The following is a 13693-nucleotide window of genomic DNA, read 5'->3' as shown; positions in this document are numbered from 1 at the left end:
CTTTCCTCCTATTCTGCTGCTAACGGGCTGTGCTGATATGGTCTTGTCTGTTCAAAGGCATAAGCGGCACGGATGATATTCTTCTCCTTGAAGCAGTCTCCAATCAACTGCATGCCAATCGGAAGTCCCTTGCTGTCGATGCCGCATGGCAGGCTGATTCCCGGAAGTCCTGCCAAGTTCACCGATACGGTATAGATATCGCCTAAATACATTTTCAGCGGGTCGCTTAAGGACTCTCCCAACTTCGGAGCGGTGGTCGGTGCTGCCGGTCCTAAGATAACATCATATTTTGCAAATGCTTTATCAAATGCCTGCTTAATCAATGCTTTCGTACGCAGTGCTTTCAGATAATATGCATCATAATAACCGGAACTTAAAACAAAGGAGCCTAACATGATACGACGTTTTACTTCTGCTCCGAAGCCTTCGGAACGGGATTTCTTATACATGTTGTGAAGTCCTTCGTAGTCTTTCGTACGATAGCCATATTTTACGCCATCAAAACGGGCAAGGTTGGAGCTTGCTTCTGCATCTGCAATTACATAGTAAGCAGGGATTGCATATTCTACCAGGCTCAAATCGAACTCTTCTACGATAGCACCTTTTTCTTCTAATTTCTTAGCGGCTGCTAAAATAGCATCCTTTACTTCTGCATCCAGTCCTTCTCCAAAATAATCTCTTGGAATACCGATTTTCATTCCTTTCACATCATCGACTAATGCACTGGTAAAATCGGTCTCTTCTCTCTGAATGGAAGTAGAATCCTTTTTATCATAGGAAGTAATTGTCTCTAAAATGGTTGCGCAGTCTGTCACATCTTTGGCAACCGGTCCTATCTGATCCAAAGAAGAACCATAGGCAATCAGCCCATATCGGGATACGGTTCCATAGGTTGGCTTAATTCCTGTGACACCACAAAATGCACTCGGCTGACGGATGGAGCCACCTGTATCAGAACCCAATGCATAGAAGCACTCTTCTGCTGCTACTGCAGCACAGCTTCCGCCGGATGAACCGCCCGGTACATGTTCGGTATTCCATGGATTTTTGGTCTCTCCAAAAGCAGAGGTCTCTGTGGTACTTCCCATGGCAAACTCATCCATGTTGGTCTTTCCAAGAATTACTGCTCCGGCTTTTTCCAGATTTAATACTGCTTCTGCGGTATAAGTCGGAATAAAGTTATATAAAATTTTAGAACTGCAGGTGGTCAGCATTCCTTTTGTGCACATATTATCTTTGATTGCAACCGGAACTCCTGCCAGCGGTCCTGTCAATGTGCCGTCATCAATGAGCTTCTGCACTTCTGCCGCACGCTTCATTGCACCTTCTTCATCTACGGTAACAAAACTGTGTACCGCATCCTCTTTTGCTGCAATGGCATCTAAGGCGGCTCTTGTAGCTTCTTCTACTGATACTTCATGGGCTTTGATTTTCTTTCCAAGCTCTACTGCTGTCAGTGATAATAAATTCATCTTCTGCCGCCTCCTTTACTGATCTACGGTCTTTGGTACAACAAATGCCCGGTCTCTGCGCTCCGGCGCGTTGGCAAGGGTATCCTCGCCGCCGTCACCATTGGTTACTACATCTTCCCGGAATACATTATGCACCGGAAATACATGGGACATCGGTTCTACACCGGATGTATCCAGTTCGTTTAATTTATCAATATAATCTAACATGCTTTCCATGTCTTTTTTTGCTGCTGCTTTTTCCTCTTCGGAAAGCTCAAGCTTTGCAAGGATTCCAACGTATTCCATGGTTTCATCTGAAATCACATTTGCCATTGTTTTTCCTCCTTAATCACGTACTTTGATATGAACTTCTCTTAACTGCTGCTCGGTTACTTCGTTTGGTGCTCCGCACATCAAATCCTGTGCATTTCCGTTCATCGGATAAGCAATGACTTCACGGATATTATCCTCGTTACGCAGTAACATAATCATACGGTCAATGCCAGGAGCCATTCCTGCGTGTGGCGGTGCTCCAAACTGAAATGCATTGTATAATGCGCCGAATTTATTTTTCAGCACTTCTTTATCATAACCTGCGATTTCAAAGGCTTTCTCCATAATCTGCATATCATGGTTACGGACTGCACCGGAGGAAAGTTCCACACCGTTGCAGACGATATCGTACTGGTATGCTAAGATGTCCAGCGGATTCATGGTATTGAGTGCCTCTAAGCCGCCCTGTGGCATGGAGAATGGGTTATGGGTAAATCCGATTTTCTTGGTCTCCGGGTCACGCTCGAACATTGGGAAATCATTGACATAACAGAAACGGTATGCATCTTTCTCAATTAAATCCAGCTTCTCGCCTAATTCATTTCGAATCATGCCTGCATAATATGCGGCACGCTCTTCTTTATCTGCCATGAAGAAAATGGTATCTCCTACTTCAAGACCTGCCAGATTTCTGAATTCTTCTTTCATGTCATCCGGGATAAATTTGTCAATCGGTCCCTTGTAGCTTCCATCTTCTAATACTTCCAGATATCCTAATCCACCCATTCCGATTCCGGTTGCAAATTTCAAAAGTTTCTCATGGAAACCTTTGGACATCTCTGCATGTACGCGGATGGCTCTTACGGTCTTTCCGATAAATGGCTTAAAGGTACATCTCTGGAAGAACTCTGTCACATCGATGATACGAAGTGGGTTCCGAAGGTCCGGTTTGTCACTTCCGAACTCTAACATTGCCTGCTTATAACTGATGATTGGATATGGTGCTTTCGTTACTTTGCTGCCTTCCGGTGCGAATTTCTCAAAGGTTGCAGAAAGTACTTCTTCACCAATCTTAAATACATCTTCCTGGGTTGCAAAGCTCATTTCAAAGTCAAGCTGATAGAACTCTCCCGGTGAACGGTCTGCTCTTGCATCCTCATCACGGAAACATGGTGCAACCTGAAAATATTTATCAAATCCGGATACCATCAGAAGCTGTTTGTACTGCTGTGGTGCCTGTGGCAATGCATAAAATTTTCCTTTGTATTTTCTGGATGGCACGATGTAATCTCTTGCGCCCTCCGGAGAAGATGCACAAAGAATCGGAGTCTGAATCTCTAAGAATCCCATTTCTGTCATTTTCTCTCTTAAGAATGAAATTACCTTGGAACGGAAAATAATATTGTCTTTTACTTTCTGGTTTCTTAAATCCAGATAACGGTATTTCAACCGGACATCCTCGCGGACTTCCTTACTGGTCATTACTTCAAATGGAAGCTGTGTATAAACCTCTCCTAAAATATCTACGCTCTTTGCCTCTAATTCAATGGTTCCGGTCGGAATCTTTGGATTGTAGGTCTCTTCATCTCTTTTTTCAATCAGACCTTCTATGGAAACTGCCTGCTCCTTGCGGATTCCCTCTAACAGTTTTCCATCCCGGATTACAATCTGCATTACTGCATACATATCTCTTAAATCAATAAAGGATACGCCGCCATGATCACGGATATTCTCTACCCAGCCTGCTACCCGAAGTGTCTTTCCAATGTCGTTTTCGCTTACCTGATTTAAGGTTACGTCTCTGTAAATGTTGCTCATCTTATCTACTCCTTTTCTGATATGATTGTCAGCCCGGAGTATAAAAATAACCCCGGAATACTGACTCGTATTCCGGGGCGAATAATCTTCTTATCCGCGGTACCACCCGCATTGGAAAATGAATGCTTCATCTTCCCTCTCTTCGTGCGTAACGTGCACTACGTACTGACCTACTGTAATTCAGCCAGTCGGCTCCAGAGTGTTCCCTTTGCTTTCTCTTCCAAACAGCGCTCTCAGTCGGTGACGCTGTATTCCTGTCGGCCTCTAAAAGTAAGAGTCTCTTTCCCAGCTTTTGCAACTATATCTCCTAGTTGTTGACTATGATAGCACTGCTTTTTTTGTTTTGCAAGTATTTTTTACAAATCTGATGCTATTTTTTCACTATGTTCTTTATATTATCCAATTTTATTTTATATAATGAACATAATCTGTTTTTCTCGGAGCGGCGTCTTTTGCCGGTTCTTTTGCATAGCCGATGACACAGTTTCCAATGCCTTCGTAATCTCCTTCAATGCCAAGTTCCTTTAAGATTGCTTTTCCTTCTTCCCGCTCAAAAGTCTCTTTGGCACGGTGAATCCAGCAGCTTCCAAGGCCTAAGGAATGTGCTGCCAGCATCAGATTGCCCATAACGAGGCTTCCATCATAAAGATAGGTAGGACGGCTCTTATCTGCTAACACCACCAGTACCACCGGTGCTCCATAAAACGGATCGCCGGTTGTTCCCATAATCTCAGCATTTACCTTGGAAAGTCTGTCCCTTACTTCTTTATTGGTAACTGCAAGTATAATCGGTGACTGCCTGCCCATTCCGGTAGCCGCATAGGTTCCGGCTTCCACTACTTCTGCAATCAGCTCTTCCGGCACCATATCTTCCTTATAACCTCTGATACTTCTTCTTGTCTCCATTGCTTTTATGATATCGTTCATTTCTTACTGCTCCTTTCTGATGCTCCGGCGGAAAATTTCATCCGCCTCTTTTACTACTTTTATTTCTCCGGTCTCGATCATATGATTGATGCGGTTCATATACCAACTGTCACTGATTCCAAGGGGATATTTTAACAACAGATTTCCAATGAGTCTTGCCTGTATGATTTCGCCCTCCGGCAGTTCTCTTCGAATCAGGAAATCATAAAAATCCTCTTTTACGCCCACCAGACAGCCATTTATCAGAACCCGAAGGGGTGCATCCTCTTCCTTAAGTTCGTCCCATCTGGATGCAAATACTTTCTGCTCATGCTCTGAAAGTTCTTTTTCCAATGGAAGAAAACGATAAAACTGTCCGGCATCTACTTCTCCCCAGGAGGAATAGCGTACTGTCGTATTCTCTTCTTCTCTTACATAATCCGGCAGCCGCACCACGGATATCGCGCATTCATATTTCCGCAGCACACTGACTGCATGGCAGAGTCCGCACAGGGAATAAGGCTTGTTACTGTACCAGATACGAAAAGATTCTCCCTGCTTTGCAAACTGCTCCATCCGCTGCAGCTCTTTTACATAGGTTTCCACTGCCTGCTCTAATTCTTCCCGCTCCTCTTTTTCATCCTCATTCCAATAGACACCATACTGCTCTAAGATTATCTTCTTCCGATATGTACCATCCAGCGGTTCCCTCAGGCTGCCAATGTCCAACATAAATGGCAGTATAATGACCTCCGCAGAAGTTCCGCCAACTGCTTCTCCTGCAAACATGTCTTCAAAGGTGGCTTTGTCCGGCTTTTCCCCAAGCCATGCGGTTGGTCCATCCTCATAATCCGGCTGCCGATAGTTCTTCGCAAGCTTCATGGCTCCGCCTTCGCTCTCGCCAAATAAGATTTCTATCATCTACACTTCTCCCTGCTCTATGAGATATTCTAAGAATGCTTCGCATCCGCGTGTTACATCCGCATAAGTCTTATCGAACCTGCCGCTATACCATGGGTCAGATATTGCTGCCTGCTCTCCGGCAAAGGAAAGCAGCATGGATATTTTACCGCCACGATGCCCGGTTATCCGCTCGATTTCCCGGATGTTGCTTTCGTCCATCCCTATGAGGTAATCATAAATCTCATAATCGGATTTTGTCAACTGTCTCGCCCGCTTGTCCCGAAAATCGGTCTCCGGCGTATTCCCGATTCCATGCTTCTTAAGCTCCGCCTGCGCCGGCGGGTAAATCGGATTCCCAATGCCATTCCAGATTTCTTCGGTGCTGGTGGCAGCCGAGGCTATCTCGAAGCGGTCGGTGAGACCTCGTCTGGCGACGAGGTCCTTTAGGATGAATTCTGCCATGGGGGAACGGCAGATGTTGCCTAAACAAATGAAGAGAACTTTAATCATAGTTTTGTTTACTCCTTGTTTTGTCCCGGGATGCTCTGTTTTGCAAGGGTTTCTAGGATTCGTGTAGTTTGCTCTGAAATTACGGATTGTGGTAAATCAGAGCAGAATTGAACAAGTTGTTACTACCTGTTAGTAGTAAAGTTGGTAGTAAAACGGGTTTGGGTTACTACTAAGGATTTTAGAGTCTTCCATGACATTTTTTATATTTCAGCCCACTACCACATGGACACTTTTCATTAGGATAAATCTTTTTCTTTTTTCTTTCCTTTACAGGAAATTCAACCGGCAAAGGTACTACCCCTTTAGTAAGCAATTCTAATTCTCTTAACCTATAAAGGTATTCTGAAATAACCAAAATTGCTTGAAACATACTTAATGCTTCGATTTCAAATTCAAGCAGATATTCAGACAGTTTCTTTTCTCTCTTTTTAGGATCTGGAATATATATTATTTTTTGAGTTGATGTTTCATACTCAACATCATTATGTCCTATTGCATTCCGAAGTTTTTGATTATACTTTACCTCTATCGTACGCATATAGAGTTCATTCTTGTTATATAAATGAAATCTATTAGCTTTTGTCGCAGTTATAAACTTATCCAAAGAAACAATTCCTGCATTGTTCGCAATAAAATCGTTCGCATCACCTCTATTTTTTATATTATCAATTGCCGCTGGAATAATCAGAAGATTTCCTAACGTCTCATATGAATCTAAATAAAACTGCTTTACATCTTCATAAGTGCTTGTTGTAGTTCCCTCTACTTCAAAATCTACACTTCCTTCATCACAAAATTGTAACGACAAAGCTGGAAGCAAATAAGGATAAGCCACTACAAACTCGCCTAATAGAGTGTTAATCTGTTCCTGCATCTGTTTTAACGAATACCCATCATGTGTATTAAGATATTCTATAAGACAATTCATTTTTTCTTTATCTAATTTCAAAATATCAGATCCAATTTGTGGAAAATCCAAAATGACTGGTTTTAGCGGTGACAGGAATCCATGAACTTCAATCATGCGAACTGCTCTCATTATTTCAAGTTCATTTCTACACATTATATATTCTTCTGGAAATAGTTTCTTTATCTCTTGTTTAAGATATTCTTGATTTCCATCTTTATACAATTGTAAAACACGTTTATATTGGGGCCACATACTAGCCGTTTGCTTTAGTGTAGTCACACTATCTCCAAAACTCTTATAATTATCAATATCACCACTTTTCTGCTGGTATCTTATAAATGGTGTGATAAAATTTTCCTGTAGGCACCATCCATCACACATCTTAATTGTTGTAAATTCTCCTGAGCACTCTACTACGTAATTTGGAATAGTTGTTGGAGTGGCATTAACTCTTTCAGCATTTTCAAATTCAAATTTAAGTTCCAAGGTATCTTGTCCAATCTTTACTTTTCCTTTTAATGATATACCACACTTTCCGCAAGTTACAGCAATAGGATGCTCATCAAGCCATCCAACCTGCAATCTGATTCTTGTTATACATCCGCAGACTTCACATCTAATAAATTCGTTATATACCAAGTTTTTCACTCCAATCTTTTATATTATGTAATTTTCCTAAAATCGCAGAAAACCTACCAGTTTCATTATATCTGTATAATCAATTTTTTTCCACAAAAAATAACGCCCCAGCCTAAGCCAGAGCGTTACCTATCCTCCATATTAAATTACCTTGAACATTTTCTGTGGCATCGGTTTCTCCTTCTTCTGCTCAGCCTCCGCCTGTGCTTTCCTAAACTCTTCTATCCGCTTCAATTCTTCCTCAGCGTCATCGAATCCGATATGCGTGTACATGTTCATTGTTACACTTATATCCGAATGCCCATGCGGTACTGTAACGTCTTTGGCTTCATTCCCGATTTTGCCATATTTGAGCAATAAGTGTGTCGGCATACATGAGGTGTAATGTTTGGCATCTGTACTCTGTAAATATCATTATATCTGCCTACCATATGATTGAAGCGGTGCTGCCAATGCATTGCAACAAGTGGCATTCCATTATCATCGTAGAATAGAAAGCCGCTATATCCGTCTATAGATTTCTCCACTTTCGGTGCCTCTCTATCCTCGATGATTGCCTAAAATATCTGTGCCACATCCTCTGTAATTGGCAATACCCTGATTCCTGCATCCGTCTTTGTGGTTTCTATGATATATCGCATATCCGAAGTTCTCTGCAACTGATTGTCGATATTTACAGTTCTGTTCTCAAGATCAATATCCTTCAGTGTCAATCCGCAAAATTCAGATATTCGCATTCCCGTATGAAATAATATGTACACCACTTCATAATATTTGCAGTACACCACATCTTCATGCACAAACTTTAGGAACTTTCTCATCTGGTCTTTTGTAATTGCCTCTCTTGTGACTGCATCATTTACCAATACTCCGGCAAGCTGAAATCCAAATGGATTTTTTACCAGAATGTCATCATCCACCTCCATCTGAAAAGCTGGTCGCAGCACTCCCCGGATGGTATGAATGGAACTGTAGCTTTTCCCATCCTCCTGCTGCAATTTGATAAGGAATAGCTTTGCATCGGAAGTTTTCACACTTCGTATCGTCTTTTTGCCAAATACTTCCTTCGCAAGTAATCTCTGTACTGTAACACATCCCTGTTGGCAGACTGATTCCCTTCTGTGCAGATAATTCCTGTACACTCATAGTTGTTTTTTCCATAAGATGTTGCTCCTTTCGTAGATTTTGTTGCATCTGTCTCTTCAATAGTCATTTCTCTGCTACCGCTCTTGGCGGCTACCAGTCCCTGCAGTAACAAAGGCTTGTTCATTGAGAACGGTATGAAATTGTCAAGGTACAAATCCGTTACATCATTTTGTGTAACTTTTTATTGTTTTCATGAATATTTTAAGCTATAATGTAACCGGAGTTCAAAAACTGACGGTAACGCTAACGGTTACGAATTAACGATTGGAATGAGGTATGATATGCCATTAAACTGGAATGATGAAACTATTCCATCAGAAGCAGATAAAACAACAGATATATTTGGATTTAAAGAGGTCGGTGGTGTCGGTCAACTGATTTACCATCCTTTCCGCTTCAAGAAATATGAACTTGATATTGATAAAAGCGATGATTATTGCGCAACACCATTTTGCCGCCCAGGATATGAACCCATCTTTCCTAAAGAAGATTTTCTTTCTGGACAGGGACTGCTTACCAGCCTTTGCAATCTGGCAATGCAGATAAACAACTTTGATAATAAAATTCCATATACGCAGCTCATCATGGAATGGTGTACAAATAATATGCATCCATATAATATTGACTTCATCTATTCTGAATTGAATGAATCATTTGATATAAATAGCTTCGATGCAGAAATGGTAGAAAGAGACGGAACATTTGAGATTAACACCTTCCTAGATGATCTTGGAAAATTATATAATGCAGTCATGTTTTATGTTGCTCTCGAAGGTGTCTGTATTACCGATGACGAATCTGCATATGATTTATCCAAAGAAGGGAAATACTTTGAGGAATACTCTTTCTTTGATAACTATAAGCATCCTATCGTTGCAATACCAGATGACTTAGATTATGGGGATACAAAAGGAAATCTCATAGAAGAAATGCAAATTGATAATGAGTACATTAAAAATCATCCGGCAGATAAACCTCCAATCGTAGAATTCGCCACTACACCATATGACGATTACGATGAATTACGGAATGCACTTATTGACATTATTCCGGAATTTACCATGAAATTAAAGGTAGATTCACGCACTAACCGATTAGAATTTTCTACCGATATTAACTCCGTGTTTGATATTGCATGGCTAACACTTGCAAGAATGCTTTCCGAAGATCCTGCACCAGAAGATAAAGGAAAACCGGATAATCGTCCAGAGGGCATTATGATTCGTTGTCGGAACTGTGGTAAATTCATAATACGAAAGAGCAACCGCCAGGAATTTTGTGATGCCGAAGAATGCCAGAAGGTTCGAAATGCCCGAAAGCAAAAAGCCTATCGTGAGCGAAAAGCCATCGAAAAGGCTCAAAAAAGCAAGAAAAAAGCACATTAATTTATATAATTTTGCGGAAAGACAAATAGAACATTGTATCTAATATTAGCTAGTTATATGTAATTATGTGCTATGATATTATATAAAATATGTTAAAAGACACAGGAATCCCCCCTATGCAATTTCGCGAAAAAACGTGTGTGAGGGGGCATCGGTCTTATACTAAATAAGTTGTGAAAATTATTGCTCCCCTGGGAGCTGAATGTGGAGGATATAAAGATGGCAGTTAGTAGTATTGAAGAAAACGTTGAGGACATAGCCAAAGAATGGTTAAAAAAATTCGGTGTTAAGTATTACACAAAAACCGAAAGTGTTAATACTGAAATAGATACGGCATTGATCAACGCTCCAAGTAAAAAAGGGGGCACAGGAAAGAACTTTCCTGATATTAAATGCTTTATTGATTATAAAGGACGGAAGCTTCCTGTAATGATTGAAGCTAAAGGCAAAAAGACTGACTTAGAAAAACTTAACGTTATGGGTGAGGTAGATAATTACAATAAAGATGATTCCCCAAATTACACCAATATCGCTAAATATGCGGTTAATGGTGCTGTTCATTATGCTACCGCTATTGTAAATGGTACTGACTCATACAAAGAAGTTATCGCCATTGGAATAACTGGATGGAAAGAAGAAAAAACTACTAAAATTGCTTTGAAGGTTTTTTATGTTTCAGATGAAAATTACAATGTACCAAAACAAGTAGGTACATACGAAGATTTATCTTTTCTAGCTGGGGCTGAACTAGATGATTTTATGGATAAAATTGATGCGCTTTATCTTACTGAAGAAGAAAGAGAAAAACTAACTCTAAAATTAGAAGCTCAGATTGAAACAAATTTAAAAAATCTCAACCAAGAAATGAGAGATGCTTATAGTATTAGCGAAGCATATCGTGTGAAACTAATTTCTGGTATGATCATTGCCGGATTGGGTGTTATTGAAAATGGAACAACTCTTGTTGCACCATTAGAAATTTCTGATTTAAGAAGCAAGCAAGATAAATATCAACACGATGGCAAAATAATAATGAACACAATAGAAGCATATCTTAATAGTAAAGATATTCCTAAAGAGAAAGTGGAACTTATAAAAACCAATTTTGAACAAGTATTTGTTCAAACTGATTTATATAAAGAATATCAACCAGGCGAAAGTCGATTGAAAAAGGTTTATACAACTGTAAAGAAAAATATCGTTCCCTTCTTTACAAAACAAAAATACCATCTCGATTTCACAGGGAAACTTTTTAATGTTCTTAACGATTGGGTAAAGGTTCCTGATGGAGATCAAAATGATGTTGTTCTTACTCCACGTTATGTTTGCGATTTGATGGTTAGATTATGTCAAGTCAATAAGGATAGTTATGTGTGGGATTACGCTGCCGGTTCCGGAGGATTCCTTGTTGCCTCTATGAAAGCAATGATAAAAGATGCTACTCAAATAGAAGACAAGGATGAACGTGATAAAAAGATTAATAAAATTAAGATGAAGCAGCTTCTTGGAGTTGAGCTTCGTCCAGATATGTACACCCTTGCAGTATTAAATATGTTCCTTATGGGAGATGGTTCAACACATATCCTCTGTGATGATTCACTGAAAAACTATTCAGGAAAGTATGAACAAGGTTCTGACAAGGACAAAGATTTTCCTGCTGATGTATTTCTGCTTAATCCACCTTATTCGGCAGAAGGCAAAGGTTTTAATTTTGTAAAATTAGCATTAAGTCGTATGAAAGGTGGATATGCCGCTGTTCTTATTCAAGAAAATGCAGGTAGTGGGGCCGGTGGTTCTTACACACGAGATATACTTGATAATAATACGCTTATTGCTTCTATCAAAATGGGAGATATTTTTTGTGGAAGGTCAAGTGTACAAACAGCAATTTATGTATTCGAAGTAGGACATGCGCATCCTGAAAAAAAGAGGGTTAAATTTATAGATTTCACTAATGACGGATACGCTCGTCAGAGTCGTAAAAAATCTAGTCAAGAAGTTAATTTAAGAAATGTTGATGATGCCATAGGTCGTTATTCTGAAATAGTTGATATCGTTTTAGATTGTGAACCAGATACATCATATTATACAAATGAAAATGGCTTGCTAATTACCGATACTATTACTACACAAGTTTCATTAAGAGAACCCAAAAAAATCTTAGATAAGGTACACGAACGAATAGATCCTCTTCGTGCAGACAAAATCAACTTTGATAAAGATTTAAAAGATACGGAAAAGAAACTAAAAAAGGAGAAAGATCCAGTTAAAGCAACTGCTATGGAAGCTGAAATAGATGTCTTAAAGAAAGCAATAAATGACTTGACTATTAAGATTTCTGCTATTGAACCAGAACTGATTGAAGCACAAAAGAATTATAATGATGTGTTTAATAGGATTGGAGCCGATTGGACAATTTCTCAACATAAAGAAATAGATACCATTCCAACAAAAAAAATATTTGAAACAACCATTGCAGACTATTTATCATGGAAAATAAGCCATGCAATTAAGGAAGGCGTTTAACTATGAAATATGCAGAATTTACGGTAGGGGATCTTTTTATAAAAAAGACAGTAAAGGGATATCCGAAATCAAAGGAAAATCTAACACCTGTAAAAAACGGGTACTATGTATATGGTCAAAACATCAAGCATCAATATAATTTCAAAATACTAATGAATGATATATATTTATATAAAATTGAATTAGGTCATCCAATTTTAGCATATACATCTAGTGTTGGTGAAATAGGTTTAATAGAGGAAAGTTTTTATCGTAGCGGTGATAATGGTGCATTCCAGGCACTAATTCCAAAAGATAATCAAATATCTAAATATGAACTTCAATATATCTTATCTATATTAAAAAAGCATTTTGATACATATGGTTATGCTACCAGTATGGCTCATATAATTGATCTATCTTTCTCATTACCTGTTACAGATACTGGAAGCCCCAACTATAATTATATGAAAAATTATATGGTTGAAATAGAAAATAATCAATTGAAGAGAACAAAGATGTTTATTGAATCACTTGGATTATCTGATTGTACTCTTACTGAAGAAGAAAAAAAAATACTATCTTTAAAGAAAAACTATAAAGAATTTTTTATTGACAATCGCAACAAAGGTGGATTATTCACCATAAAAAATACCCATAGCATTTTGAAAGAATGGATTAAAAATTCTGGCAAATATCCTTATGTGACTGCCGGAGAAGGGAATAATTCCATATCCGCTTATGTTGATTTTGATTCCGAACAAATCGAAGAAGGTAATTGTATTTCTATAGGCGGCAAAACCATGGTTGTTACATATCAAAGTGAAGACTACGTTTCTAACGATAGCCACAATTTAGCTTTATATATGGATAATCCAAGAGGAAGAACAGAAAAGGTCCAGTTATTTATGGTCTCCGCAATTAAGGCTGCTCTTTCCTACAAATATACTTGGGGAGATTCTATTTCAAAGAGCAAAATAAAATCCGATACAATAATGCTCCCTATTACAGAAATAGGTGATATTGATTTTGATTATATGGAAAAATACATTACATCTATGGAAAAAGTCATCATGCAAAAAGCATTGAAAGAAATTGATAAATTAGGGGGGGCTATTTGATAAGTGAGACTATACTATTAACATTTTTATATACACAATCAAAGCTACAATCCCTGGGAGCATCCCAAAGTTTGTGTAAACCTCCAAACTGATGTAAGATAAAATTACTCAGTTTGGAGGTTATTT

The 13693-nt window shown here is 39.0% G+C and carries 11 protein-coding genes and 1 pseudogene; 3 read left to right on the top strand and 9 right to left on the bottom strand.

Annotated elements, in window-relative coordinates; translation table 11 throughout:
- Window positions 1-8: 8 nt before the first annotated feature.
- The 9 genes and pseudogenes from gatA to OCV43_RS10910 all read right to left on the bottom strand — a co-directional run bounded on the left by gatA (window position 9) and on the right by OCV43_RS10910 (window position 8668).
- Window positions 9-1472 carry an Asp-tRNA(Asn)/Glu-tRNA(Gln) amidotransferase subunit GatA gene (gene gatA / locus OCV43_RS10950; RefSeq protein WP_227701558.1) on the bottom strand — a complete coding sequence of 488 codons (1464 nt, stop codon included), beginning with the start codon at window positions 1470-1472 and terminating at the stop codon, window positions 9-11.
- Between the two features lie 15 nt (window positions 1473-1487).
- Entirely contained in the window at window positions 1488-1784 is a 297-nt protein-coding gene (gene gatC / locus OCV43_RS10945; protein WP_022242659.1) for an Asp-tRNA(Asn)/Glu-tRNA(Gln) amidotransferase subunit GatC, read from the bottom strand.
- 12 nt (window positions 1785-1796) lie between these two features.
- Window positions 1797-3542 carry an aspartate--tRNA ligase gene (gene aspS / locus OCV43_RS10940; RefSeq protein WP_117699106.1) on the bottom strand — a complete coding sequence of 582 codons (1746 nt, stop codon included), beginning with the start codon at window positions 3540-3542 and terminating at the stop codon, window positions 1797-1799.
- A gap of 405 nt (window positions 3543-3947) precedes the next feature.
- Complete coding sequence (locus OCV43_RS10935) at window positions 3948-4469, bottom strand: nitroreductase (RefSeq protein ID WP_022242657.1); 522 nt, start codon at window positions 4467-4469, stop codon at window positions 3948-3950.
- A gap of 3 nt (window positions 4470-4472) precedes the next feature.
- Window positions 4473-5369 (bottom strand): DUF1835 domain-containing protein, encoded by an 897-nt coding sequence (locus OCV43_RS10930; protein WP_262624103.1) that lies wholly within the window; start codon window positions 5367-5369, stop codon window positions 4473-4475.
- Window positions 5370-5861 carry a low molecular weight protein-tyrosine-phosphatase gene (locus OCV43_RS10925; protein WP_262624102.1) on the bottom strand — a complete coding sequence of 164 codons (492 nt, stop codon included), beginning with the start codon at window positions 5859-5861 and terminating at the stop codon, window positions 5370-5372. It lies immediately after the preceding gene.
- A 178-nt stretch (window positions 5862-6039) separates the two neighbouring features.
- Window positions 6040-7410, bottom strand: coding sequence for a YecA family protein (locus OCV43_RS10920; protein WP_262624101.1), 1371 nt, complete (start codon window positions 7408-7410; stop codon window positions 6040-6042).
- Window positions 7411-7551: 141 nt separating this feature from the next.
- Window positions 7552-8537: pseudogene (locus OCV43_RS14070) on the bottom strand (site-specific integrase).
- Entirely contained in the window at window positions 8441-8668 is a 228-nt protein-coding gene (locus OCV43_RS10910; RefSeq protein WP_262624115.1) for a hypothetical protein, read from the bottom strand. Before OCV43_RS10910 ends, OCV43_RS14070 begins: the two are co-directional and overlap by 97 nt.
- 169 nt (window positions 8669-8837) lie before the next feature.
- Between OCV43_RS10910 and OCV43_RS10905 the strand changes: the two genes are divergently transcribed.
- The 3 genes from OCV43_RS10905 to OCV43_RS10895 all read left to right on the top strand — a co-directional run bounded on the left by OCV43_RS10905 (window position 8838) and on the right by OCV43_RS10895 (window position 13567).
- A complete protein-coding gene (locus OCV43_RS10905) occupies window positions 8838-9941 on the top strand; it encodes a hypothetical protein (RefSeq protein ID WP_262624100.1) in 1104 nt (367 codons plus the stop codon).
- Between the two features lie 219 nt (window positions 9942-10160).
- The gene (locus tag OCV43_RS10900; RefSeq protein WP_262624099.1) at window positions 10161-12467 is read left to right on the top strand and encodes an HsdM family class I SAM-dependent methyltransferase; all 2307 of its coding nucleotides are present in this window, start codon (window positions 10161-10163) and stop codon (window positions 12465-12467) included.
- Between the two features lie 2 nt (window positions 12468-12469).
- Window positions 12470-13567, top strand: coding sequence for a restriction endonuclease subunit S (locus tag OCV43_RS10895; protein ID WP_262624098.1), 1098 nt, complete (start codon window positions 12470-12472; stop codon window positions 13565-13567).
- The last annotated feature ends 126 nt before the right edge of the window (window positions 13568-13693 follow it).

The sequence above is a fragment of the Roseburia amylophila genome (assembly GCF_025567465.1).
Taxonomy (GTDB): domain Bacteria; phylum Bacillota; class Clostridia; order Lachnospirales; family Lachnospiraceae; genus Roseburia_C; species Roseburia_C amylophila.
This window is presented reverse-complemented; position numbering and strand designations above follow the sequence as displayed.

Coding starts and splice junctions, on each gene's coding strand:
- OCV43_RS10900 (WP_262624099.1), top strand. CDS start 10,161: ATGGCAGTTAGTAGTATTGAAGAAAACGTTGAGGACATAGCCAAAGAA.
- OCV43_RS10905 (WP_262624100.1), top strand. CDS start 8,838: ATGCCATTAAACTGGAATGATGAAACTATTCCATCAGAAGCAGATAAA.
- OCV43_RS10925 (WP_262624102.1), bottom strand. CDS start 5,861: ATGATTAAAGTTCTCTTCATTTGTTTAGGCAACATCTGCCGTTCCCCC.
- OCV43_RS10935 (WP_022242657.1), bottom strand. CDS start 4,469: ATGAACGATATCATAAAAGCAATGGAGACAAGAAGAAGTATCAGAGGT.
- gatC (WP_022242659.1), bottom strand. CDS start 1,784: ATGGCAAATGTGATTTCAGATGAAACCATGGAATACGTTGGAATCCTT.
- OCV43_RS10930 (WP_262624103.1), bottom strand. CDS start 5,369: ATGATAGAAATCTTATTTGGCGAGAGCGAAGGCGGAGCCATGAAGCTT.
- OCV43_RS10895 (WP_262624098.1), top strand. CDS start 12,470: ATGAAATATGCAGAATTTACGGTAGGGGATCTTTTTATAAAAAAGACA.
- gatA (WP_227701558.1), bottom strand. CDS start 1,472: ATGAATTTATTATCACTGACAGCAGTAGAGCTTGGAAAGAAAATCAAA.
- aspS (WP_117699106.1), bottom strand. CDS start 3,542: ATGAGCAACATTTACAGAGACGTAACCTTAAATCAGGTAAGCGAAAAC.